17 protein-coding genes are annotated in these 24,256 nt (G+C 59.7%); 11 read left to right on the top strand and 6 right to left on the bottom strand.

Annotated features, from left to right (window positions below; genetic code table 11):
- Positions 1 to 9: 9 nt before the first annotated feature.
- Positions 10 to 822 (bottom strand): exodeoxyribonuclease III, encoded by an 813-nt coding sequence (gene xthA / locus AC07OG_RS17080; protein WP_060543526.1) that lies wholly within the window; start codon positions 820 to 822, stop codon positions 10 to 12.
- 327 nt (positions 823 to 1,149) lie between these two features.
- Here xthA and AC07OG_RS17075 point away from each other — a divergent pair, with 327 nt between their 5' ends.
- The 3 genes from AC07OG_RS17075 (at position 1,150) to AC07OG_RS17065 (ending at position 7,273) form a co-directional block, all read left to right on the top strand.
- On the top strand, positions 1,150 to 1,800 hold the full coding sequence (locus AC07OG_RS17075) for a GNAT family N-acetyltransferase (protein ID WP_060543527.1): 651 nt from the start codon (positions 1,150 to 1,152) through the stop codon (positions 1,798 to 1,800).
- A 65-nt stretch (positions 1,801 to 1,865) separates the two neighbouring features.
- Positions 1,866 to 3,593 (top strand): autotransporter assembly complex protein TamA, encoded by a 1,728-nt coding sequence (locus tag AC07OG_RS17070; protein ID WP_060543528.1) that lies wholly within the window; start codon positions 1,866 to 1,868, stop codon positions 3,591 to 3,593.
- Positions 3,594 to 3,604: 11 nt separating this feature from the next.
- On the top strand, positions 3,605 to 7,273 hold the full coding sequence (locus AC07OG_RS17065) for a translocation/assembly module TamB domain-containing protein (protein WP_495067563.1): 3,669 nt from the start codon (positions 3,605 to 3,607) through the stop codon (positions 7,271 to 7,273).
- Between the two features lie 806 nt (positions 7,274 to 8,079).
- Here the strand turns inward: AC07OG_RS17065 and lpxH are convergent.
- Positions 8,080 to 8,826 carry a UDP-2,3-diacylglucosamine diphosphatase gene (gene lpxH / locus AC07OG_RS17060; protein WP_060543530.1) on the bottom strand — a complete coding sequence of 249 codons (747 nt, stop codon included), beginning with the start codon at positions 8,824 to 8,826 and terminating at the stop codon, positions 8,080 to 8,082.
- A complete protein-coding gene (locus AC07OG_RS17055) occupies positions 8,823 to 9,326 on the bottom strand; it encodes a peptidylprolyl isomerase (protein WP_034146890.1) in 504 nt (167 codons plus the stop codon). The genes lpxH and AC07OG_RS17055 overlap by 4 nt, the downstream gene beginning before the upstream one ends.
- Before the next feature lie 266 nt (positions 9,327 to 9,592).
- On the opposite strand from AC07OG_RS17055, the gene AC07OG_RS17050 reads away from it, so the two are divergent.
- Positions 9,593 to 11,290, top strand: coding sequence for a glutamine--tRNA ligase/YqeY domain fusion protein (locus tag AC07OG_RS17050; RefSeq protein ID WP_495067562.1), 1,698 nt, complete (start codon positions 9,593 to 9,595; stop codon positions 11,288 to 11,290).
- A gap of 14 nt (positions 11,291 to 11,304) precedes the next feature.
- A complete protein-coding gene (gene cysS / locus AC07OG_RS17045; RefSeq protein WP_495067561.1) occupies positions 11,305 to 12,687 on the top strand; it encodes a cysteine--tRNA ligase in 1,383 nt (460 codons plus the stop codon).
- Between the two features lie 658 nt (positions 12,688 to 13,345).
- On the opposite strand, the gene AC07OG_RS17040 is transcribed toward cysS, so the two are convergent.
- On the bottom strand, positions 13,346 to 15,181 hold the full coding sequence (locus AC07OG_RS17040; RefSeq protein ID WP_495067560.1) for a sigma-54-dependent Fis family transcriptional regulator: 1,836 nt from the start codon (positions 15,179 to 15,181) through the stop codon (positions 13,346 to 13,348).
- A 381-nt stretch (positions 15,182 to 15,562) separates the two neighbouring features.
- Between AC07OG_RS17040 and AC07OG_RS17035 the strand changes: the two genes are divergently transcribed.
- The 6 genes from AC07OG_RS17035 to AC07OG_RS17010 are packed head-to-tail and all read left to right on the top strand — an operon-like array spanning position 15,563 to position 21,535.
- Positions 15,563 to 16,657 carry an ABC transporter ATP-binding protein gene (locus AC07OG_RS17035; RefSeq protein ID WP_060543534.1) on the top strand — a complete coding sequence of 365 codons (1,095 nt, stop codon included), beginning with the start codon at positions 15,563 to 15,565 and terminating at the stop codon, positions 16,655 to 16,657.
- On the top strand, positions 16,657 to 17,790 hold the full coding sequence (locus AC07OG_RS17030) for an ABC transporter ATP-binding protein (RefSeq protein ID WP_495067559.1): 1,134 nt from the start codon (positions 16,657 to 16,659) through the stop codon (positions 17,788 to 17,790). Before AC07OG_RS17035 ends, AC07OG_RS17030 begins: the two co-directional genes overlap by 1 nt.
- The gene (locus AC07OG_RS17025) at positions 17,787 to 18,653 is read left to right on the top strand and encodes a carbohydrate ABC transporter permease (protein WP_218425010.1); all 867 of its coding nucleotides are present in this window, start codon (positions 17,787 to 17,789) and stop codon (positions 18,651 to 18,653) included. The genes AC07OG_RS17030 and AC07OG_RS17025 overlap by 4 nt, the downstream gene beginning before the upstream one ends.
- Before the next feature lie 8 nt (positions 18,654 to 18,661).
- Positions 18,662 to 19,462, top strand: a complete 801-nt coding sequence (locus AC07OG_RS17020) for a carbohydrate ABC transporter permease (RefSeq protein WP_060543537.1) — start codon at positions 18,662 to 18,664, stop codon at positions 19,460 to 19,462.
- 10 nt (positions 19,463 to 19,472) lie between these two features.
- Positions 19,473 to 19,745 (top strand): DUF2160 domain-containing protein, encoded by a 273-nt coding sequence (locus AC07OG_RS17015; RefSeq protein WP_060543610.1) that lies wholly within the window; start codon positions 19,473 to 19,475, stop codon positions 19,743 to 19,745.
- 47 nt (positions 19,746 to 19,792) lie between these two features.
- Positions 19,793 to 21,535, top strand: a complete 1,743-nt coding sequence (locus AC07OG_RS17010) for an ABC transporter substrate-binding protein (protein WP_495067558.1) — start codon at positions 19,793 to 19,795, stop codon at positions 21,533 to 21,535.
- Positions 21,536 to 21,734: 199 nt separating this feature from the next.
- On the opposite strand, the gene AC07OG_RS17005 is transcribed toward AC07OG_RS17010, so the two are convergent.
- Positions 21,735 to 23,144, bottom strand: coding sequence for a heavy metal sensor histidine kinase (locus tag AC07OG_RS17005; protein WP_060543539.1), 1,410 nt, complete (start codon positions 23,142 to 23,144; stop codon positions 21,735 to 21,737).
- Complete coding sequence (locus AC07OG_RS17000) at positions 23,141 to 23,815, bottom strand: heavy metal response regulator transcription factor (RefSeq protein WP_495067557.1); 675 nt, start codon at positions 23,813 to 23,815, stop codon at positions 23,141 to 23,143. The genes AC07OG_RS17005 and AC07OG_RS17000 overlap by 4 nt, the downstream gene beginning before the upstream one ends.
- Positions 23,816 to 24,256 lie beyond the last annotated feature (441 nt).

Below are 24,256 nucleotides of genomic sequence, written 5' to 3'. Positions count from 1 at the left end.
CTTTAGGGATCAGCTCAACTCAAGCCAGATCGGCGCATGATCCGAAGGCTTTTCCATGCCGCGCAGTTCGTAGTCCACCCCTGCAGCCTTGACCCGTGGCAGCAAGCCGTGGGAGGCGAGGATCACGTCGATGCGCAGGCCACGCTTGGGCTGGTCTTCGAAGCCGCGACTGCGATAGTCGAACCAGCTGAACATGTCGGTCACATCCGGGTTCAGGTGGCGGAAGCTGTCGGTCAGGCCCCAGTTCTTCAGACGTGCCATCCACTCGCGCTCTTCCGGCAAGAAGCTGCATTTGCCGGTTTTCAACCAGCGCTTCATGTTGTCCGGACCGATGCCGATGTCGCAGTCTTCCGGAGATATGTTCACATCCCCCATCACCACCAGCGGCTGGTCGTTCTTGAACTGGCTTTCCAGCAACTGCTGCAAGTCATTGTAGAAACGTTGCTTGGCCGGGAATTTGGTCGGATGGTCGCGGCTTTCGCCCTGTGGGAAATAGCCGTTCATGATGGTGATCGGCACACCGTTGGCGTCGGCAAAGGTGCCCCAGATAAAGCGCCGCTGGGCGTCTTCTTCGTCGGTGGCAAAACCTTTGTGCAGCGCCAGTGGTTCCTGGCGCGAGAGCAGGGCGACGCCGTAGTGACCTTTCTGGCCATGGAAGTACACGTGATAACCCAGCGCCTGAACCTCGGCCAGCGGGAACTGTTCGTCGTGGACCTTGGTTTCCTGCAACCCGATCACATCGGGTTGATGCTTGTCGATCAGCGCCGCCAGCTGATGGGGACGGGCGCGCAGCCCGTTGATGTTGAAGGAGACGATCTTCATGGTCGGCAGTCCTGGCAAAAGGGCGATGCTAGCTGACATGGGAGAATGGGGCCAGTGTTGGGGGAGGGATTGCTGTTTATCCAGCAATACGTGTAGCGGCGGTGATGGCCTCTTCGCGAGCAAGCCCGCTCCCACATTTGATCTTCAGCGGTCACGCGATCAATGTGGGAGCGGGCTTGCTCGCGAAGAGGCCAGTGCAGCCAACCTATAGATTGACTGACTGATCTCTGAGTCTGGTCTATACCTTTGGGGGAACTGTGTTGCCACCCAAAGGCTCGTACCAATAAGAGTGCAGCCATTCGAGCTGCACCGGGGAGAACGACCGTCATGCCCGAAACCTCCACCGCCATCGCCGATATTCACATGCTCGACAGCGGCTATTCCCGCGAAGCCCGCTCGCTGCTGTACCAGGCCTATCGACACGAACCAACCTTCAACTACCTGTTCGAAGCCGAGCGCCCGGGTTATGAGCAGCGGGTCCGCGCGACCATACGTGAACTGGTGACACAACACTTTCTCCAGGACCTGCCGGCCATCGGCCTGCTGGTTAACGACCGCCTGATTGGCATCGCGCTGATTGCGCCGCCGCAACGTCGCCTGGGTATCACTGAAAGCTGGGCCTGGCGCCTGCGCATGGTCTTGAGTACCGGTTTTCGTTGCACGCGTCGCTACCTGCAATATCACTCTGATGTTGCCGCCTGCTTGCCGAACGATTCGGTGCATGTCCTGCCGTTGCTGGGGGTTCATCCGCAATTTCAGGGCAAGCATTTTGGCGAACAGCTGCTGCAAGCCGTGCACAACTGGTGCGCGGTGGATGAAAACTCTCAGGGCGTGATTCTCGACACGGGTAATCCACGTTACCTGGAGTTCTATAAGCGTCAGGGTTACGAGGAAATCGGCGAGGTCGCAATAGGACCGATTCGCGAACACGTTTTTTTCCACCCTAATCCGCAGGTTTTACATTCGGCAACGGCATAAGCCGCGAACTTTTTTGGCGAGTCACGCTCTATCGCGCTCCCAAGCTCGTGATAGCATCCGCGCCTATGAAGTTTCCAGGAAGATTTTCCAGCAGCGTACTGATGTTGGTGACCAGTTGCGCGGCGCTGGCCCAAAGTGAACTGGACGTGCGTATCAAACCGTCCAATGATGAACTGAAGGCCAATATAGAAGGCTATATCGGCAACGTTGGCGATCGTGACGAAGAAGCCTTGCAGCGCTTCAGTCGTGGCGCCGAGGAGCAGGCGCGCAAGGCCGCACAGGCGCTGGGTTATTATCAGCCGCAAATCGACAGCGAAGTGAAGGGCGGCAAGACGCCACGCCTGGTTTTGAACATCGACCCCGGCGAGCCGGTGCATTTACGCAACGTCACCATACGCATTGACGGCCCCGCAGCCTCCCTCAAATCCTTTCGTGTACCCAGGAGCGATGCGCTCAAATCCGGTGCGGTGCTCAATCACGGCCACTACGAAGACGCCAAGCGGCTGATCCAGAACCAGGCTTCGCGCTATGGTTTTTTCAGTGGCTATTTCACCCGTTCAAAATTGTCGGTCGACCCCCGGGCCGGCGTCGCCGACATCGAACTGATTTACGACAGCGGCCCGCGTTACACCTTCGGCAATGTCAGTTTTGCCGGCGATACTCCGTTCGACGAAGAACTGCTGCAACGCATGGTGCCGTTCAAGGCCGGCACGCCGTATGACTCGGAGCTGATCGCCGAACTCAACCAGAACCTGCAATCGAGCGGTTATTTCGAAAGCGTACGGGTCGACGCCGCACCGACTGCCTCGAAGAACGATGTGATTCCGGTGGAGGTCAACCTCGACACCCGCAAGCCCCGGACGATGGGCCTCGGCCTGGGTTTTTCCACTGACGTCGGTCCCAGGGTCAAGGCCAACTGGACCCGGCACTGGGTCAACCCGCAGGGGCACAGCTATGGCTGGGAAACCGAAGTCTCGGCACCCCGGCAGAACGTCGGGCTGTTCTACGACATTCCGCTCGATCCGCCGCTGACCGACAAACTGCGTTTTGCCGGTGGCTATCAGAATGCAGAAATCGCTGATACCGACACCCGCAGCAAACTGCTGACCATCGGTCCGGAGTGGCACAGCAAGTTACCCAGCGGCTGGCAGCGAGTGGTGTCGCTCAAGTGGCAGAACGAGGAGTACAAGCTAGGCGATGACGAGGGCGTCAGTACCCTGCTGATGCCCGGTGTCAGTTATTCGTACCTCAAAAGTGACAACCGCATCGACCCGCACAACGGCTATCGCCTGCAGTTCGAAAGCAAAATGGCCAAGGAAGGGCTGGGTTCCGATAACAACCTGCTGTACGGCACGGCACTGGTCAAAGGCCTGACGACTGTCTTCGACAAGCATCGTTTCCTCGGCCGGGCCCAGATCGGCGGCAGTGCCACCAACGGCTACAAATCGATACCGCCGTCGCTGCGCTTCTTCGCCGGTGGCGATCAGAGCGTGCGCGGTTACGACTATCAGAGCCTGTCCCCGGAAAACTCCGACGGCGACCGCATCGGTGGCCGTTACATGGTCGCGGCCAGCGCCGAGTATCAATATTCCGTCGCCGAAAAATGGCGGGTCGCGACCTTTGTCGACCAGGGTAACTCCTTCAATACACTTGAACTGCCAAGCCTGAAGACCGGCGTCGGTATCGGCGTGCGCTGGGTATCGCCGGTGGGGCCGATCCGCCTCGACCTGGCCCATGCGCTGGACGACGACGGCGGCATTCGACTGCACTTTTCCATGGGGCCCGAGCTGTGACGCACGCTTTTATGAAACGTGGCTTGCAAGTAACGCTGCTGGCGATCCTGGCGCTGTTGATGCTGATCGTCTTGACGCTGGCCACGGTAGTGGGCACGGCAACGGGCAGCCGCTGGGCACTGGGATTCGTGCCGGGATTGAGCCTCGAGAACTTTCAGGGTCGACTGGGCGGGCAGTGGAGCGCCGACCGGGTGTTGTGGCAGCAGGACAGCAGTCGGGTGGAACTGACCCGGGTGATCTTTGCCTGGTCGCCGTTGTGCCTGACGCGCATGACCCTGTGCCTGGAGCAATTGCAGGCCGATCAGGTCAGCCTGCAGTTTCCGCCGGGTGAGCAAGAGCCGGATACCGGCCCGATGACCCTCCCGGAGCTGAAGCTACCCTTGGCCATTGAACTGGGTGACGTCAAGGTCGGCAGCCTGGTGTTCAACGGCAGTGAACAGCTCAAGGGCCTGCAGTTGACGGCGCACTGGACCGACAAAGGCATGCAGATCGATTCCGTGCATTTACAACGCGATGACCTGAGCCTGAACCTGTCCGGCTCGCTGCAGCCCACCGGCAACTGGCCGCTGAATGCCGAAGGCAAACTGACCCTGTCGACTCCTGCACCCTGGGACCTGGCGCTCAAGCTTGACGGCGACCTGCTGAAAACCCTGAATCTCAAGGCTGACAGCACTGGTTACCTCAACGGCCAGCTGACCGGCGAGCTGCAACCGCTGGTAGAGAATCTGCCGGCCAAGGTGCGGATCACCGCCGATGGCTTCAAGCCCGATGCCGGGCTGCCGGACACCCTGCAACTCAATCAGCTGGAACTCAGCGGCGCCGGTGACCTGAAAAATGGCTACGCGCTGCTTGGCAAAGCTACGCTGCCCGCCGAAGAAGGGCCCGTCGCGCTGGCGCTGCAAGGCAGGGTCGACGCCAATGGCGCACAGATCGCCGCGCTGGACTTGACCGCCAACGACAAGCAAAGCCTTAAGCTCACAGGGGCGCTGGACTGGAGCAAGGGTCTGAATGCCGAAGCGAAAATCGACTGGCTGGATTTCCCTTGGCACCGCCTCTATCCGTTGATCGACGAGCCGCAAGTGGCACTGCGCAAATTCAACGGCGAAGTGTCCTACACCGACGGCAAATACCTGGGGCACTTCGATGCCGCGCTGGATGGCCCGGCCGGGGCATTCAGCCTGGCCAGCCCGTTCGCAGGCGACCTGACCAAAATCTATCTGCAGCAGATTCAGCTGCAGGCCGGGCAGGGCAAGGCTGATGGCCATTTGAATCTGCAATTCGCCGATGGTATCGCCTGGGATACCGCCCTGGACCTGTCAGCGATCAACCCGGCTTACTGGGTCGCGGAGTTGCCCGGTACGCTGGCCGGACCGTTGCGCAGTAAAGGCGAGATGAAAAACGACAAGTTGAGCCTGAGCGCAGACCTCGATCTCAAGGGCAAATTGCGTGGCCAGCCGGCTGTCCTGCAAGCCAAGGCTGATGGTGGCGGTGAGCAATGGAACCTCAACGCGCTGCAAATTCGCCTGGGTGACAACAGCATCAATGGCAAGGGCAGCCTGCAACAGAAACTCGTCGGCCAGATCGACATCAAGCTGTCGCGGCTCGCCCAGCTTTGGCCGCAATTGCGCGGGCAGATCAATGGCCGGGTGGACGTCGCCGGCACGCTCAAGGCTCCCCAGGGCAAGCTCGGGCTGCAAGGCACACAATTGGCCTTTCAGGATAATCGCCTGCAAAGCCTGAACCTGGACGCCACGCTCGACAGTGCGCAACGGGCGAAAATCGACCTCAAGGGCAGCGCCATCCAGCTCGGTGACACCTCCCTTGGCACGCTGACCGCCAGTGGCCAGGGCGACATCAACAACCAGAAGCTGAGCCTCGATCTGCAAGGCCCGAAATTGAAGCTGGCCCTGGGCCTGGACGGTGCTCTGGACAAAGGCAACTGGCGCGGGCGGCTGGCCAGCGGCGATATCCAGGCTGGCGGCCAGGACTGGAGGCTGCAAGGGCCGGCGAAGCTCGAACGGCTGGCCGATGGCAAAATCAACTTCGGTGCCCATTGCTGGGCCTCCGGCCAGGCCAGCCTGTGCGGTGAAGACCAACGACTGATGCCTGAGCCGAAGCTGCGCTATCACCTCAAGCAATTCCCGATCGACAGCCTTGCCCAGTGGCTGCCCAAGGATTTCGCCTGGCAGGGCCGGCTCAATGCCGATCTGCAACTGGACCTGCCAGCCAGCGGCCCGAACGGCCAGGTCAGCGTCGATGCCAGCGGCGGCACCTTGCGCCTGAAGGAAAAGGACCAGTGGCTGGACTTCCCGTACCAGACCCTGAAACTCACCAGCAAGCTCACGCCCAAGCGCATCGACACTGAGCTCAACTTCGCCGGGGCCAAACTTGGCGAGTTGCAGGTGCTGGCCCAGATCAATCCATTGCCGAAGAACAAGCCGTTGAGCGGATCGTTCCGTTTGAGCGGGCTGGATCTGTCGGTAGCGCGGCCGTTCGTGCCGATGGTCGAGAAACTGACCGGCCGCTTGAACGGCAGCGGCACGATCTCCGGCGGATTGCTGGCGCCGCAGGTCAATGGCAGCCTGCAGCTCAGTGACGGCGAGGTGTCCGGCGCCGAGTTGCCGATGGAGCTCAAAGCCTTGCAGTTGCAGGCGGTCATCGCCGGGGAAACCGTGCAGTTGAACGGCGGCTGGAAAAGCGGCAAGAGTGGCCAGGGCAGTCTGAACGGCAACATTGCCTGGGGTCAGGCACTGGTGGTGGATCTGGCGCTCAAGGGCTCGCAACTGCCGGTCAGCGTCGAGCCCTACGCCAAGCTCGAAGTCGCGCCGGACCTGAAAATCTCGATGAAAGGTGATGAGTTGGCCATCGCCGGCAAAGTGCTGGTGCCCAAAGGAGACATCATTATTCGCGAATTGCCGCCGTCGACGGTCAAGGTTTCCGATGACACGGTTATCGTCGGCCAGCAGACCGAAGAGGGCAAAACGCCACTGGCGATGAAGATGGACATCGAAGTGTTGGTCGGTGAGGACAAACTGAGCTTTGCCGGGTTCGGCCTGACCGCGAATGTGCAGGGTCATGTGCACATTGGCGACAACATGGACACCCGCGGCGAGTTGTGGCTCAACGACGGGCGCTATCGCGCCTACGGCCAGCGCCTGTCCGTACGCCGTGCGCGTTTGCTGTTCGCCGGTCCAATCGACCAGCCGTACCTGGACGTTGAAGCGATTCGCCAGACCGACGATATCATTGCCGGTATCCGCCTGAGCGGCAGCGCGGAGCAGCCGACCACGCAGATCTTCTCGGAACCGGCGATGAGCCAGGAGCAGGCCTTGTCCTACCTGGTGCTGGGGCGTCCGCTGAGCAGCAACGGCGAAGACAACAACATGCTCGCCCAGGCAGCCCTGGGGTTAGGGCTGATGGGCAGTTCCGGAGTGACGGGTGACCTGGCGAAGAATCTGGGCATCCAGGATTTTGAGCTCGACACCGAGGGCAGTGGTAACGCAACCAGCGTAGTAGCCAGCGGCAATATTTCCGAGAAGCTCAGCCTGCGCTATGGCGTCGGCGTGTTCGAACCGGCGAGCACCATTGCCTTGCGCTACAAGCTGAGCAAAAAGGTCTACGTTGAAGCGGCCAGTGGTGTGGCGAGTTCGCTCGACATCTTCTACAAGCGGGATTTCTAGAGTCCCGTTTCTTTCCAGGCCGAGTCGCTGGCATCACGGACGGCCCTCACCCCAACCCTCTCCCGGAGGGAGAGGGGGCCGACCGTGTTGATAGTTCAAGGTACATCGACCTGAGAAACCGAGTCGAACTCAGGCCTGGAAAACCACGAAGATCGGCTCCCTTTCCCCTCGCCCCCTAAGGGGAGAGGGCTGGGGGGAGGGGGGGAGATCTTCAGCCATGCGCCAAAGCCGGCGGCGGCCCCAAATCAAACGGCTCCAACTCAACCCGAGTCGACCTCAGGCCCGGAAAACCCTGGAGATCGGCTCCCTTTCCCCTCGCCCCCCAGGGGGAGAGGGCTGGGGTGAGGGGGGGCGATCTTCAGCCATGCGCCAAAGCCGGCAGCGGCCCCAAATCAAACGGCTCCAACACAACCCGAATCGACCTCAGCCCCGGAAAACCACGAAGATCGGCTCCCTTTCCCCCTCGCCCCCTAGGGGGGAGAGGGCTGGGGTGAGGGGGGTAGAACTTCAGCCATGCGCCAAAGCCGGCGGCGGCCCCAAATCAAACGGCTCCAACACAACCCGAGTCGAACTCAGGCCTGGAAAACCACGAAGATCGGCTCCCTTTCCCCCTCGCCCCCTAGGGGGGGAGAGGGCTGGGGTGAGGGGGGCAGATCTTCAGCCATGCGCGAAAGCCGGCGGCGGCCCCAAATCAAACGGCTCCAACACAACCCGAGTCGAACTCAGGCCCGGAAAACCACGAAGATCGGCTCCCTTTCCCCCTCGCCCCCTAGGGGGGAGAGGGCTGGGGTGAGGGGGGGAGAACTTCAGCCATGCGCCAAAGCCGGCGGCGGTACAAAATCAAACGGTGCCAAGGCAAACCCGTTCTCATCGACCTGCAACGCCCAACCCTGTTTATCCCAATCCCCCAGCACAATGCGCCGGGCCGCCTGCTCACCAAGCTGCAGCTTGTGGATGGCCGGGCGATGGGTATGCCCATGGATCAACGTCTTCACGCCATATTGCTGCATGATCCGCGGAATCTCCTCGGGCGTGACATCCACAATGTCATTGGCCTTCATCCGCGTCTGCGCCCGACTCTCACTGCGCAATTTGCGCCCCAGCTTATGGCGGGTGCCCAAGGGCAAGTGGCGCAGGATGAACAGGGTGATCGGGTTGCGCAGGTAGCGCCGCAGCTTCATATAGGCTTCGTCGCGGGTGCAGAGGCTGTCGCCATGCATCAGCAGTACAGGCTCGCCGTAAAACTGCACGACACTCGGGTCTTTCAGCAGGGTGCAACCGGCCTGTTTGCAGAAGGCCTTGCCCAGCATGAAATCACGATTGCCGTGCATCAGGAAAATGGCCGTGCCGCTGTCGCTGAGATCGCGCAGGGCCTGGCAGATGGAACGCTGAAACGGTGTCATGGCATCGTCGCCAAGCCACGCCTCGAAAAAGTCGCCCAGAATGTACAACGCACTCGCCGAACGGGCGCGTCCGGCGAGCAAATCCAGAAACGCCCGGGTGATGTCCGGGCGCTCCTCTTCCAGATGTAAATCTGAAATCAGCAGTATCACTCAATGATCTCGGCTTTCTCGATGATCACGTCGTCTGCTGGTACGTCCTGGTGGCCGGACTTGGAAGTGGTGGCCACGCCTTTGATCTTGTCGACAACGTCGGTGCCAGCGGTCACTTTACCGAATACCGCGTAGCCCCAGCCTTGAACGTTCTTGCCGCTGTGGTTGAGGAAGCTGTTGTCCGCGACGTTGATGAAGAACTGCGCGGAAGCCGAATGCGGCTCCATGGTGCGGGCCATGGCGACGGTGTACTTGTCGTTGGAAAGACCGTTGTCAGCTTCGTTCTGAATGCTTGGGCGCTTGTCTTTCTTTTCTTTCATGCCAGGCTCGAAACCACCGCCCTGGATCATGAAGTTACCGATGACACGGTGGAAAACGGTGTTTTCGTAGTGACCGGCTTTAACGTACTCGACGAAGTTGGCCACGGTGATCGGGGCTTTCTCGGCGTTCAGTTCCAGGACGATGTCGCCATGGTTGGTGGTCAGTTTGACTTGGGTCATGATCGTTACTCTTTATAGGAGAGGCGTTTCAAAGAATTCGTGGTTTTGGAACACTCAGTCCCGCAACCGGTTCAGCCATTTTTGGCCAAGGTGCGCAGTTTAGCGTGACAGGCGCGAATTTCGAGGCTGTTTTTCATTTACGGCCGATTAAATGCGACCGTTTGCAGGCGCGCTCTGTCAGGCGCTTGACAGCATCGGCTATGATAGCGGCTTTGTTTTGTCAGGCCCCTTTCTTGCGGCCGCGCACTTGTACGTCCAAGGATCCTATGAGCAAGCCCACTGTCGACCCTACCTCGAATGCCAAGACCGGCCCTGCCGTGCCGGTCAACTTCCTGCGCCCGATCATCCAGGCGGACCTGGACTCGGGTAAGCACACGCAGATCGTCACCCGTTTCCCGCCTGAGCCCAACGGCTATCTGCACATCGGCCACGCCAAGTCGATCTGTGTGAACTTCGGCCTGGCCCAGGAGTTCGGCGGCGTTACCCACCTGCGTTTCGACGACACCAACCCGGCCAAGGAAGACCAGGAATACATCGACGCGATCGAAAGCGACGTCAAATGGCTGGGTTTTGAATGGTCTGGTGAAGTGCGCTACGCCTCGCAGTATTTCGACCAGTTGCACGACTGGGCGGTCGAGTTGATCAAGTCCGGCAAGGCCTACGTCGACGACCTGAGCCCGGAACAGGCCAAGGAATACCGTGGCACCCTGACCGAGCCGGGCAAGAACAGCCCGTTCCGTGATCGCAGCGTCGAAGAGAACCTGGACTGGTTCGCCCGCATGCGCGCCGGCGAATTCCCGGATGGCGCTCGCGTGCTGCGCGCGAAAATCGACATGGCCTCGCCGAACATGAACCTGCGCGACCCGATCATGTATCGCATCCGTCACGCTCACCACCACCAGACCGGTGACAAGTGGTGCATCTACCCGAACTATGACTTCACCCACGGTCAGTCGGACGCCATCGAAGGCATTACCCACTCGATCTGCACCCTGGAGTTCGAAAGCCACCGTCCGCTGTACGAGTGGTTCCTCGAGCACTTGCCGGTCCCTGCCAACCCGCGCCAGTACGAGTTCAGCCGCCTGAACCTGAACTACACCATCACCAGCAAGCGCAAGCTCAAGCAGCTTGTGGACGAAGGTCACGTCAATGGCTGGGACGATCCGCGCATGTCCACGCTGTCGGGCTTCCGCCGCCGTGGCTACACGCCAAAATCGATCCGCAACTTCTGCGAAATGATCGGCACCAACCGTTCCGACGGCGTGGTCGACTTCGGTATGCTCGAATTCAGCATTCGTGACGACCTCGACCACAGCGCCCCACGTGCCATGTGCGTGCTGCGTCCGCTGAAAGTCGTGATCACCAATTACCCGGAAGGTCAGGTCGAGAACCTCGAACTGCCGCGCCACCCGAAAGAAGACATGGGCGTACGCGCTCTGCCGTTCGCCCGGGAAATCTACATCGACCGTGAAGACTTCATGGAAGAGCCACCGAAGGGCTACAAGCGCCTGGAATCGGGCGGCGAAGTGCGTCTGCGCGGCAGCTACGTGATCCGCGCCGACGAAGCGATCAAGGACGCCGACGGCAACATCGTCGAACTGCGTTGCTCCTACGATCCGGACACCCTGGGCAAAAACCCTGAAGGCCGTAAGGTCAAGGGCGTTATCCACTGGGTGCCGGCCGCTGCGAGCGTCGAGTGCGAAGTGCGTCTGTACGATCGTCTGTTCCGTTCGGCCAACCCTGAGAAGGCCGAAGACAGCGCCAGTTTCCTGGACAACATCAACCCTGACTCGCTGCAGGTACTCACCGGTTGTCGTGCCGAGCCTTCGCTTGGCAATGCACAGCCGGAAGACCGTTTCCAGTTCGAGCGCGAAGGTTACTTCGTCGCGGATATCAAGGACTCGAAACCAGGTCAGCCGGTATTCAACCGTACCGTGACCCTGCGTGACTCCTGGGGCCAGTGATTCAAGGAACTAACGTGCTTACGATCTACAACACGCTCACCAAGAGCAAAGAAGTCTTCAAGCCGCTCGATGGCAACAATGTGCGCATGTACGTCTGCGGGATGACCGTGTACGACTACTGCCACATTGGCCACGGCCGCAGCATGGTCGCGTTCGACCTGGTGACCCGCTGGCTGCGCTTCAGCGGTTACAACCTGACGTATGTGCGCAATATCACCGACATCGAAGACAAGATCATCAATCGGGCCAAGGAGAACGGCGAGCCGTTCGATGTGCTGACCGAGCGCATGATCACCGCGATGCACGAGGACGAGGCTCGCCTCAACATCCTCAAGCCGGACATGGAGCCGCGGGCCACCGATCACATCGCTGGCATGCAGTCCATGATCCAGACCCTGATCGACAAGGGTTACGCTTACGCCCCGGGCAATGGCGACGTGTATTACCGCGTCGCCAAGTTCATGGGTTACGGCAAGCTGTCGCGCAAGAAAATCGAAGACCTGCGCATCGGCGCGCGGATCGAAGTCGACGAGTCGAAACAGGACCCGCTGGACTTCGTGCTGTGGAAGGGCGCCAAGCCGGGCGAGCCGAGCTGGCCTTCACCTTGGGGCGACGGTCGTCCGGGCTGGCACATCGAATGCTCGGTGATGTCCACCTGCTGCCTGGGTGAGACCTTCGACATTCATGGCGGCGGCAGCGACCTGGAGTTCCCGCACCACGAGAACGAAATCGCCCAGAGCGAAGCGGCCACCGGCAAGACCTACGCCAATGCCTGGATGCATTGCGGCATGATCCGTATCAATGGCGAGAAGATGTCCAAGTCCTTGAACAACTTCTTCACCATCCGCGACGTGCTCGACAAGTACCACCCGGAAGTCGTGCGCTACCTGCTGGTGTCGAGCCATTACCGCAGCGCCATCAACTACTCGGAAGACAACCTCAAGGATGCCAAGGGCGCCCTCGAGCGTTTCTACCATGCGTTGAAAGGCCTGCCGAGCGTGGCGCCGGCTGGTGGTGAAGCCTTTGTCGAGCGTTTCACCCAAGTGATGAACGACGACTTCGGTACGCCGGAAGCCTGTGCGGTGCTGTTCGAGATGGTGCGTGAGATCAATCGCCTGCGTGAGAGCGATTTGAACGCGGCGGCTGGCCTGGCGGCGCGCCTGAAGGAACTGGCCAGCGTGCTGGGTGTGTTGCAGCTTGAGGCGGATGAGTTCCTGCAGGCCGGCGCTGAAGGGCGCGTGGATGCGGCTGAAGTTGAGGCGCTGATTGCAGCGCGCCTGGCGGCGCGTGCCGGCAAGGATTGGGCAGAATCGGACCGTATCCGCGACCAGCTCACCGCCATGGGCGTTGTGCTGGAAGACGGCAAGGGTGGCACGACCTGGCGTCTGGCTGACTGATTGCCTGGTTTGTGACTGACAAAACCCGCCTTGTGCGGGTTTTTGTTTTTGTGGTGGCTGCAAGTTTTGCGGCGGTCTGTGGGTTTCCCCTCACCCTAACCCTCTCCCAGTGGGAGAGGGGACTGATCGGGGGATGTTCAATTTATCCGTCGACCTGAAAATCCTGCGCCGAATCCATAATCGACTCGATCTCTCAGGTCGATGTACAGCGACAGACTCCTCAGTCGGCTCCCTCTCCTTGGGGGCGGTCTGTAGTGGCAAAGGCGGTGCAGAAGACTCGAATCCTGCGCCGAATCCACAATCGACTCGATCTCTCAGGTCGATGTACAGCGACAGACACCTCGGTCGGCTCCCTCTCCCTGGGGCGGTCCGACGTTTCGGGAGAGATGGGGTGAGGGCAAAGACGGTTCAGAAGACTCGAATCCTGCGCCGAATCCATAATCGACTCGATCCCTCAGATCGATTTACAGCGACAGACTCCTCAGTCGGCTCCCTCTCCCTGGGGGGCTGTCTGTAGTGGCAAAGACGGTTCAGAAGACGCGAACCCTGCGCCGACTCCACAATCGACTCGGTCTCTCAGGTCGATGTACAGCGACAGACACCTCGGTCGGCTCCCTCTCCCTCGGGAGAGGGCTGGGGTGAGGGGAGAGCGGCCGATTCAATCGCCAACCTGGCGCAATCGCTTGTAAAGGGTATTGCGGCTGACCCCAAGCCTGCGCGCCAAATAGGAAATATTCCCGCCCACTGCCTGCAACTGCCGATTCAGCTCTTCGGCATCATTCAGATCAACCAGCAACGGTTCCGGCGTCTCCACCGCCTCCATCTCCAGATCCACAAAAAAATCATCCGGCAAATGCTCCGCCCGCACCGGCTGGTCCTCAGCCATGGCCAGCGCCACCTGCATCACACTGCTCACCTGACGCAAATTCCCCGGCCACGGGTGACGATTGAACAACTCCATGACTTCACGGCTCAACCCGGCCCACTGGCTCGGCTCGCGATGCTGTTCCCACAGGCGCTTGAACAGCGCCTCCTTGTCGCTGCGTTCGCGCAACGGCGGCAGCTCCAGGGTCAAGCCGCCGATGCGGTAGTACAAGTCTTCACGAAAGCGCCCCAGTTGCACCTGCTCGCGCAACGAGCGGTTAGTCGCGGAAATGATGCGGATGTCCACCGCGAACAACTCGCTGCCACCCACCGGTTGCACGCAACGTTCCTGCAAAACCCTCAACAGCCGGGCTTGGGTCGGCAGCGGCATGTCACCGATTTCATCGAGGAACAGGGTGCCTTTGTCCGCCTTGCGGATCAGGCCGATACTGCCTTTCTGGTTGGCCCCGGTGAACGCGCCTTTTTCATAGCCAAACAGCTCGGACTCCACCAGTTCGGCGGGAATTGCCGCGCAATTGACGGCGATGAAAGCCTGTTTACTGCGTGAACTGGCCTGGTGCAGGGCTTTGACGAACACTTCCTTGCCGACCCCGGTTTCCCCATGAATCAGCAGCGGGATGTCTTTTTCCAACAGACGCTCGGCCTGGCGCACGGCTTTTTCCACGCGACTGTCGCCCAAATGCAGGGTGTTCAGGCTGATCGCCGCTGGAGCGGCCACGGCCGGTTCGGTGAATACACGGGGCTTTATCGGAACCTGCTTTGGCCGCTTCAACAAACACTGGAAGCGATTGCGACCGGTGGTTTGCAGAGCGAAGGGCAGGCCGTCGGGCTGATTCAGCAACTCCAGCAACGACACTTTGAACAGGCTTTCGATACTGACCCGCGACAGGCTGATACCGAGCAGATTGTCAGCCCGGCGATTGGCCGACAGCACCTGGCCGGTCTCGTCGAAAATCAGCAGGCCGGCCCATTGGCTGTCGAGGTTGTTCAGCCCGGTGTTGAACGTCAGCTGGAAATGCTGGCCGTGGAACAGGTTGAGGATCAGCCGGTTCTCCACGGTCTGGCTCATCATCTTGACCATGCCCAGGGTGTGGGACGGCGGCAGGTAGCTGTCACTGGACACGTCCAGCACGGCGATGATCTTGCGCTCGGCATCGAAAATCGGCGCGGCAGAACCGGTCATGAAGCGGTTGGCCTTGAGGAAGTGTTCGTCGTGCTCGATGTGCACCGCCTGTTCACAAGCCAGGGCAGTGCCGATGGCGTTGGTGCCGCTGCAATGCTCCAGCCAACTGGCGCCGGCACTGAAGCCACGGGCCAGTTTCGGTTCGATGAAGCGCTGGGTGCCCCAGGAGGTCAGGACCTGTCCCCGATTGTCGGCGAGCATGATCAGACAATTGGAATTGCTCAGGATGTTCTCGTAATAGGGCAGCACCTCCTGATGGGTGGTCTGCACCAGTGAATGCTGGCTTTCCAGCAGATGTGCAATGCCGTCGGCGGGCATTTGGTCGAACGCCGGCGTGCTCTGATGATTGAGGCCGAACGCGCGGCAACGGGACCATGAGTCCTGGATGATGGCGTCGTGGGACAGCGGCTGGGCAGGTGCGGCCATGGCAGTGAGTCTCTGAACAGGCTTTTTTGTTTTTATTGTTTTTGCACATCACGTTGAATATCACACGTGACGGTTCTGGCACGCCACGCCTTTGTAGGAGCCGGCTTGCTGGCGATGGCAATTTCGATGACGCCATCTCCAGCAAGCCGGCTCATGAAAGGGGGCCGTGAACAGTCTGTAGAGTGTTGTTCACTAATGTTCACTGTCAATCGGTGAACTGTTCAATTGTTCATTTCGGATTGTTCATTTTTGTTCAGCAACGAACGCAGACCTATCTCCATTTCAGTGATTCCCCAACTGAATCAATGGCTTGTAATTTCTGGCACAGATGTCGCTATGTAGCTCCGGTCGCTTGACTCCAAAAATAAAAAAGGCCGAGCCATGTCACTCACCCTGGAGCACGTCAGCCGCACCGTCGAGGGCCAGACCTGGATCGACGATGCCAACCTGAGTTTCGAACCCGGTTCCTTCAACGTCTTACTGGGGCGCACGCTGTCCGGCAAAACCAGCCTGATGCGCCTGATGGCGGGTCTGGACAAGCCCGACAGTGGCCGCGTGCTGATGAATGGCGTCGATGTTACCCAGCGTCCGGTGCGTTTGCGCAACGTGTCGATGGTCTACCAGCAGTTCATCAACTACCCGACCATGACGGTGTTCGAGAACATTGCCTCGCCACTGCGTCAGGCCAAGGTTTCCAACGAGCAGATCCATAGCAAGGTGCTGGAAACCGCGAAGATGCTGCGCATCGAGAAGTTTCTGCAGCGCTATCCACTGGAACTCTCTGGCGGCCAGCAGCAGCGCACGGCCATGGCCCGGGCGCTGGTCAAGGATGCCGAGCTGATTCTGTTCGACGAACCGCTGGTCAACCTCGACTACAAATTGCGCGAGGAGCTGCGCCAGGAAATGCGCGAGCTGTTCAAGGCGCGCCACACCATCGCGATCTACGCCACCACCGAGCCCAACGAAGCCCTGGCCCTGGGTGGCACCACGACCATTCTGCATGAGGGGCGGGTGATCCAGAGCGGGCAGTCTTCGGCTGTCTATCACCAGCCGCAAACCGTGCTGGCCGCCGAGCTGTTCTCCGAGCCACCGATCAACCTGATGCCCGGGCGCATTGCCGGTAACGAAGTGAGTTTCGCCAATTTCGTGCACTTCCCGTTGAACGTTGATCTGCGTCCGGTGGGCGAGGGCGAGTTTCGCTTCGGCGTACGGCCCAGCCATATCTCGCTGGTGCCGAGCAACGACGATGACCTGGAGCTGGCGGTGACCGTCGAGGTCGCGGAAATCAGCGGCTCGGAAACCTTCCTTCATGTGCGCAACGAACACTTCTTACTGGTGCTGCACTTGCCCGGTGTTCACGAATACGACGTCGATGCGCCGATCCGCATCTACATCCCGACCCATAAACTGTTTGTGTTCGATACGCAGGGGCGGCTGGTCCAGGCGCCGGGCCGGCGTGTCGCGAGGGTTGCCTGATGGCCGAAATCCGTTTGCAGAACCTGGCCCACAGCTACACCAAAACCCCGGCATCACCTGAGGATTACGCGATCCGCGAGATGGACCACGTCTGGGAACAAGGCGGCGCCTATGCTTTGCTCGGGCCGTCGGGTTGCGGCAAGTCGACCTTGCTCAACATCATTTCCGGGCTGCTCAGTCCGTCCCAGGGCCATGTGCTGTTCGACGGTAAGGCGGTCAACGACCTGACTCCCGAGAAGCGCAACATCGCCCAGGTTTTCCAGTTTCCGGTGGTCTACGACACCATGACGGTGTTTGACAACCTGGCGTTCCCATTGCGCAACCAAGGCATGGCCGAGGCGAAAATTCTCAGTAAGGTGCAGGAAATCGCCGAAGTGCTCGACCTGCAGAACCTGCTGAGTAAAAAAGCCCGCAACCTCACCGCCGACGAAAAACAGAAAGTCTCCATGGGCCGCGGGCTGGTGCGCGACGACGTGTCGGCGATCCTGTTCGACGAGCCGCTGACGGTGATCGACCCGCACCTGAAATGGAAACTGCGCAGAAAGCTCAAGCAAATTCACGAGCAGTTCAACATCACAATGGTCTACGTCACCCACGATCAACTGGAGGCCTCGACCTTCGCCGACAAGATTGCGGTGATGTACGGCGGGCAGATCGTGCAGTTCGGCACGCCAAGGGAATTGTTCGAACGACCGAGCCACACCTTTGTCGGCTACTTCATCGGCAGTCCGGGGATGAACCTGATCGAGGTGCAGCCGCAACCAGGTGGCGTCGGTTTTGCCTCGACCCATCTGCCGTTGTCCGAAGCCATGCAGCAACGCATTGCCGAATTCGAATGGAAAACCCTGAAGGTGGGCATCCGCCCCGAGTTCGTCCATGTGTGGGACGATGCCTTTGATGAAGCGCTACAGGCACAAGTCGTACACGTCGAAGACCTCGGCACCTACAAGATCATGACCCTGAACCTCGATGGCGCAACCCTGAAAGTGCGCATGGCCGAAGACAAGCCGGTGCCCCAGGGCACGGCTTACATCAGCTTTCCGGCGCAGTGGCTGATGGTCTATGCCGACGATTTTCTCCTCGAAGCGCAAGCCATTGACGCAGCAATTGCCAACCAGGGGGCGCAGCCATGAACAAGGTGCAGAACAACAAGGCCTGGTGGCTGGTGTTGCCGGTGTTCCTGCTGGTGGCGTTCAGTGCGGTGATCCCGATGATGACCGTGGTCAACTACTCGGTGCAGGACATTTTCGACCAGTCCAGCCGCTACTTCGTTGGCGCCGACTGGTACAGGCAAGTGTTGCTCGACCCGCGCCTGCACGATTCGCTGCTGCGCCAGTTCATCTACTCGGCTTGCGTGCTGTTGATCGAAATTCCGCTGGGCATCGCCATTGCCCTGACCATGCCGACCAAGGGGCGCTGGTCGTCGGTGGTGCTGATCATCCTGGCGATCCCATTGCTGATCCCGTGGAATGTGGTGGGCACCATCTGGCAGATCTTCGGTCGGGCCGACATCGGTCTGCTGGGGGCGAGCCTCAAGGCCATGGGCATCAACTACAACTATGCCGCGAACACCATGGACGCCTGGGTCACCGTGCTGGTGATGGACGTCTGGCACTGGACTTCACTGGTAGCGCTACTGTGCTTCTCCGGGCTGCGGGCGATTCCGGACGTGTACTACCAGGCGGCGCGCATTGACCGGGCCTCGGCCTGGGCGGTGTTCCGCCATATCCAGTTGCCCAAGCTCAAGAGTGTGCTGTTGATTGCGGTGATGCTGCGCTTCATGGACAGCTTCATGATCTACACCGAGCCATTCGTGCTCACCGGCGGGGGGCCTGGCAATGCCACGACTTTCCTCAGTCAGACCTTGACCCAGATGGCCGTAGGACAGTTCGACCTGGGCCCGGCAGCGGCGTTTTCGCTGGTGTACTTCCTGATCATCCTGTTGGTGTCGTGGCTGTTCTATACCGCCATGACTCACTCCGACGCCAACCGCTGAGGCCCGCCATGAGCAAGAGAAAGCTTATTCCGCTGCTGGTCTACATCCTGTTCCTGCTGGTGCCGATCTACTGGCTGTTGAACATGTCCTTCAAAAGCAACGGTGAAATCCTCGGTGGCCTGACGCTGTTCCCACAGGACTTCACCTTCGCCAACTACAAGGTGATCTTCACCGATCCGAGCTGGTACACCGGTTACATCAACTCGGCGTATTACGTGAGCCTCAACACCATCATTTCCCTGACGGTGGCGTTGCCGGCGGCCTACGCGTTTTCGCGCTATCGTTTTCTCGGTGACAAGCATCTGTTCTTCTGGCTGCTGACCAACCGCATGGCACCGCCAGCGGTGTTTCTGCTGCCGTTTTTCCAGCTGTATTCGTCGATCGGCCTGTTCGACACCCACATCGCCGTGGCCCTGGCCCACTGTCTGTTCAACGTGCCGCTGGCCGTGTGGATTCTTGAAGGTTTCATGTCCGGGGTTCCCAAGGAAATAGACGAAACCGCCTACATTGACGGCTACAGTTTCCCCAAGTTCTTCGTGAAAATTTTCATCCCGCTGATCGGTTCCGGCATCGGTGTGACGGCGTTCTTCTGCTTCATGTTTTCCTGGGTCGAACTGCTGTTGGCGCGCACGCTGACTTCGGTGAACGCCAAACCCATTGCGGCGGTGATGACCCGCACGGTCTCGGCATCCGGTATCGATTGGGGCGTGCTGGCGGCGGCGGGGGTGTTGACCATCCTGCCGGGCATGCTGGTGATCTGGTTCGTTCGCAACCACGTGGCCAAGGGCTTTGCCCTGGGCCGGGTATGAGGAACTGATGATGGAATGGATGAGCTGGACCGCCCCGACGGCGGTATTTTTCAGCGTGATTGCCTTGATCCTGGTGTGCATGACGACCTGGGAGTTGCGTTCGCCGAGCATACTTCGGCGAGGTTTTCTGCCCATTGCCACCACCCGTGGCGATCGGCTGTTCATCGGTCTTCTCGGCAGCGCCTACCTGCATCTGCTGGTAATCGGCGTCACCGACTGGAGCATCTGGGTAGCGTTCGCGTTGTCCCTGGTGTGGCTGTTGGCTGTGATGCGTTGGGGCTAGTCGAATCGCTCGGCAATGTTGCTCCGCAATCTAAACAGGAGGTCTCTATGTTCGACAAAAACAACAAGCTGCGACATAGCATTTCATTGGCAGCCATGCTGGCACTCAGCGGTTTGAGCGCGTCGGCCTGGGCGGATGCTTATGAAGACGCCGCGAAGAAATGGATCGGCAGTGAATTCAAGCCGTCCACCCTGACGGCGGATCAGCAGCTCGAAGAACTGAAGTGGTTCATCAAGGCGGCGGAGCCGTTTCGCGGGATGAACATCAAAGTGGTTTCGGAAACCATCGCCACCCACGAATACGAGTCCAAGGTACTGGCCAAGGCCTTCACCGAGATCACCGGGATCAAGCTGACCCACGACCTGCTGCAGGAAGGCGATGTGGTGGAAAAACTGCAGACGGTGATGCAGTCGGACAAGAGCATCTATGACGGCTGGGTCAACGACTCGGACCTGATCGGTACGCACTTTCGCTACGGCAAGACCGAATCGATCACTGACCTGATGGCCAACGAAGGCAAGAACTTCACCTCGCCGACCCTGGACCTCAAGGACTTCATCGGCATTTCCTTCACCACCGCGCCAGACGGCAAGATCTATCAGTTGCCCGACCAGCAATTCGCCAACCTTTACTGGTTCCGCGCCGACTGGTTCGAACGTGCGGACCTGAAAGCCAAGTTCAAGGAAAAGTACGGCTACGAATTGGGCGTACCGGTGAACTGGTCGGCCTATGAAGACATCGCCAAATTCTTCAGCGAAGACATCAAGGAAATCGACGGCAAGCGGGTCTATGGGCACATGGACTATGGCAAGAAAGACCCGTCCCTGGGCTGGCGCTTCACCGATGCCTGGTTCTCCATGGCCGGCGGCGGCGACAAGGGCATCCCCAACGGTTTGCCGGTGGACGAGTGGGGCATTCGGGTCGAGGACTGCCATCCGGTGGGCTCCAGCGTGACCCGCGGTGGCGACACCAACGGCCCGGCGGCGGTCTTCGCCACCACCAAGTACGTCGACTGGCTCAAGGCCTATGCACCACCGGAAGCGGCGGGAATGACCTTCTCCGAATCCGGCCCGGTGCCGTCCCAGGGCAACATTGCCCAACAAATCTTCTGGTACACCGCGTTCACTGCCGACATGACCAAGCCGGGCCTGCCCGTGGTCAACGCCGATGGCACGCCGAAATGGCGCATGGCACCTTCGCCACGCGGGCCGTACTGGGAGGAGGGCATGAAGCTGGGGTATCAGGACGTAGGTTCCTGGACGTTCATGAAGTCCACGCCTGAGAAACAGAAACTCGCCGCCTGGCTCTACGCACAGTTCGTGACCTCGAAAACCGTGTCGCTGAAGAAAACCATCGTCGGCCTGACGCCGATCCGCGAGTCGGACATCAACTCGCAGGCCATGACCGACCTGGCGCCGAAACTCGGTGGCCTGGTGGAGTTCTACCGCAGCCCGGCCCGCGTGCAATGGACCCCGACCGGGACCAACGTGCCTGACTATCCGCGTCTGGCGCAGCTGTGGTGGAGCCACATCGCCGAAGCGGCCAGCGGTGAGAAAACCCCACAAGAAGCACTGGATGGCCTGGCCAAGGACCAGGATGCAATCATGACCCGTCTGGAGCGCTCGAAGGCCCAGGCCACCTGCGCACCGAAAATGAACCCCGAGCGCGACGCGCAATACTGGTTTGATCAGCCGGGCGCACCGAAGCCGAAACTGGCGAACGAGAAGCCTAAAGGCGAGACCGTGAGTTACAGCGAACTGCTGAAGTCGTGGGAGGCGGCGCGTAAGTAAATTGCTTGTAGGGTGAAACGCGAACGGCACCGGAAGGTGCCGTTTTTGTTTGTGCCCGTTATGGCCTCTTCGCGAGCAAGCCCGCTCCCACAGTTGTTGGTGCAAGACTACAAATTTTGTGTCCACCCTCATCCCCTGTGGGAGCGGGCTTGCTCGCGAAGAGGCCATAACGGGCAACCAATATATACAGCCGGATACTTCAGTGTGCCACCCCCTCAACCGCAGGAAACCCCAACCGAAACACCGTCATCGTCCCAGGCACACTTTCAACCTCTGCCACCCCCTGATGCAGGCTCATGATCGACCGTACGATGGCCAGGCCCAGTCCGGTGCTGCCTTGTGCGCGGGAGCGGCTGCTGTCGACCCGGTAAAAGCGATCGAACAGTTGTTCGAGGTGTTTTGCTTCGATGCCGGCGCCGGGGTTGCTGACCCATAGCGAAACCTGTTTCGCACCCTGCTCGATCAGCACCGCCACCGTCTGCCCGGAAGGGCAGTGACGCAGGGCGTTAGACAGCAGGTTCGAGATCGCCCGTTGAATCATCAATCGGTCGCCCATCACCCGAGCGTTGCCCGTCACACTCAAGTGAATCTGCTTGTCCTGGGCCGAAAGGGAAAACAGATCGGCGACTTTCAGTGCCTCATCTTCCAGGGCAATCAGCTCAAAGGGCGCGAGCGCCGCCGGATGGCTGACCTGTGCCAGAAACAGCATGTCCGAGACAATGCGCGCGACGCGTTCGAGCTCTTCGGTGCATGACACCAGAATGTCTTTGTACTCCTCGGTCGTGCGTTCCCGGGACAGCGTCACCTGCGCCTTGCCCATCAGGTTGTTGATCGGCGTGCGTAATTCATGGGCCAGGTCATCGGAGAACTGCGATAGCTGCTGCACGCCGTTGTCGAGGCGGTGCAGCATGAAATTGATGCCCTGGGCCAGTTCGCTGAGTTCCTGGGGCATGTTCACCACCGACAGCCGATGTTCCAGGTCCTGGGCCGAAACCATCGCCGCCACTTTGCGAAACTCACGCATCGGTGCCAGGCCTCGCTGCACTGCCACCCAGGCACTCAGACCGATGAAGATCAGCAGTAACGGCAAGGCCATCAGCGTCGAACGCAAATAAGCACTGAGCAATGCCTGATCGTTAGCGTTATCCATCGACAACAGCACCGGGACGCTGGTGCCGTCCTTGATGCGTATCAGTCTGGAGGCGGTGAGGAATTTGCCGCCCTGGTCGTCAGTGCCTTGCGAGTACGCCAATTGATCGGTGGCCGCCCGCACCGCCTTCAGTTCGAGGCGCGGATCGGCCATGCCAGTGCCGGACTTCAATAGCGGGGCGCGCAGAATGCTGCGCGGGTAAATGGTCAGCGTCAGGTTGTCATGCCCCATGACCTGGTCGAGCAGGATGTGCGGTTTGGAACTGATTTCTCCGGGGTTGGAGTACAGCGCCAGGCTGTGTTCCACCTGCTCCATCTTCTTTGCCAGGCTGTCTCTGGATAACGCGTTCAGCTCGTGGGTCAGGGTGAAATAGGCGAGGATCGCCAGGAACACCACCAGCAGCGCCCCGACAATGCTGACCGTCAGACCGAGGCGCAGCGACAGGCTCGCAGGCTTCATGGCCGCGCCTCCAGCACGTATCCGACACCGCGCAGGGTGTGAATCAACTTGTTGTCGAACGGCTCGTCGATTTTCGCCCGCAAACGCCGGATCGAGACTTCGACCACATTGGTGTCGCAGTCAAAGTTCATGTCCCACACCAGGGAAATGATCTGGGTGCGGGTGAGCACCTCGCCCGAATGGCGCATCAGCAGATGCAGCAGGGCAAACTCCTTGGTGGTCAGGTCGATGCGCTGCTCGCCACGAAAGGCTCGGTGGCGCCCCGGGTCGAGCTCCAGATCGGCGACTTTGAGCACCTGTGCAACCGGGATGTTTTCACTGCGGCGCATCAGGCTGCGCACCCGAGCGAGCAATTCGGGGAACTCGAACGGCTTGACCAGGTAATCGTCCGCGCCCAGATCCAGGCCGCGGATCTTGTCGGTAAGCCGACCACGGGCGGTGAGCATCATCACCCGGGTGGAGCGGGTACGGCGCAGTTGTTCGAGCACGCCCCAACCATCCAGTTGCGGCAGATTGACGTCCAGGATCACCAGTTCATAAGCCTGTTGTTGGGCCAGATGCAGTCCATCGGCGCCCGTTGCCGCGCGGTCAACGATATAACCACTTTCCGTCAGTCCCTGATGCAAGTATTCGGCAGTTTTGAGCTCGTCCTCGACGACAAGGATTCGCATGATCAATCACCACTTTTATTAAATGAAAAATAATTAAGGTGGTCTGGAAAGTTATTGTTTTTGTGGGCTTCCGGACGGTTGTTTGCAACGACTGGTTGAGTGCAATGCTGCTTTCCTGCAAATGTTTCTCCGGGTAACGGCGTGCAGGGTAAAGTCTGTAGTGGCTACAGAGTCAACCGCAACCCTCGGTCATAAACCTTGAAAATCGGGCTCTGCGACAGCTTGTCGCAGAGCCCGCGGATGATAGTTCTTCATCTTCACGGGGTTTGAAATCAGGCAACTACAGTTCGGCGGATAAATGCGTGTATTTGTTTCATTGTATTGCTGTGATCGCCTTTGCACTCAGCATGCTAGAGCAAAACAACTTGTCGGGCTGTTGAATAACGTATTTGTAATTTTCCAGTCACCTTGTCGATAAGTTCAAAACCCTAACGTGGCGGG

The organism is Pseudomonas sp. GW821-FHT09H03 (assembly GCF_059415945.1).
Note: the sequence above shows the minus strand (reverse complement) of the source record. Positions and strands in the feature narration are given on the sequence as shown.

What these genes read in the sequence shown, in the direction of transcription:
- AC07OG_RS17030 (WP_495067559.1), top strand. Translation starts at nt 16,657, where the DNA reads ATGGCCGAAATCCGTTTGCAGAACCTGGCCCACAGCTACACCAAAACC.
- AC07OG_RS17000 (WP_495067557.1), bottom strand. Translation starts at nt 23,815, where the DNA reads ATGCGAATCCTTGTCGTCGAGGACGAGCTCAAAACTGCCGAATACTTG.
- xthA (WP_060543526.1), bottom strand. Translation starts at nt 822, where the DNA reads ATGAAGATCGTCTCCTTCAACATCAACGGGCTGCGCGCCCGTCCCCAT.
- AC07OG_RS17050 (WP_495067562.1), top strand. Translation starts at nt 9,593, where the DNA reads ATGAGCAAGCCCACTGTCGACCCTACCTCGAATGCCAAGACCGGCCCT.
- AC07OG_RS17070 (WP_060543528.1), top strand. Translation starts at nt 1,866, where the DNA reads ATGAAGTTTCCAGGAAGATTTTCCAGCAGCGTACTGATGTTGGTGACC.
- AC07OG_RS17075 (WP_060543527.1), top strand. Translation starts at nt 1,150, where the DNA reads ATGCCCGAAACCTCCACCGCCATCGCCGATATTCACATGCTCGACAGC.
- AC07OG_RS17010 (WP_495067558.1), top strand. Translation starts at nt 19,793, where the DNA reads ATGTTCGACAAAAACAACAAGCTGCGACATAGCATTTCATTGGCAGCC.
- AC07OG_RS17035 (WP_060543534.1), top strand. Translation starts at nt 15,563, where the DNA reads ATGTCACTCACCCTGGAGCACGTCAGCCGCACCGTCGAGGGCCAGACC.
- AC07OG_RS17065 (WP_495067563.1), top strand. Translation starts at nt 3,605, where the DNA reads ATGAAACGTGGCTTGCAAGTAACGCTGCTGGCGATCCTGGCGCTGTTG.
- AC07OG_RS17040 (WP_495067560.1), bottom strand. Translation starts at nt 15,181, where the DNA reads ATGGCCGCACCTGCCCAGCCGCTGTCCCACGACGCCATCATCCAGGAC.
- AC07OG_RS17015 (WP_060543610.1), top strand. Translation starts at nt 19,473, where the DNA reads ATGGAATGGATGAGCTGGACCGCCCCGACGGCGGTATTTTTCAGCGTG.
- AC07OG_RS17020 (WP_060543537.1), top strand. Translation starts at nt 18,662, where the DNA reads ATGAGCAAGAGAAAGCTTATTCCGCTGCTGGTCTACATCCTGTTCCTG.
- AC07OG_RS17055 (WP_034146890.1), bottom strand. Translation starts at nt 9,326, where the DNA reads ATGACCCAAGTCAAACTGACCACCAACCATGGCGACATCGTCCTGGAA.
- AC07OG_RS17025 (WP_218425010.1), top strand. Translation starts at nt 17,787, where the DNA reads ATGAACAAGGTGCAGAACAACAAGGCCTGGTGGCTGGTGTTGCCGGTG.
- AC07OG_RS17005 (WP_060543539.1), bottom strand. Translation starts at nt 23,144, where the DNA reads ATGAAGCCTGCGAGCCTGTCGCTGCGCCTCGGTCTGACGGTCAGCATT.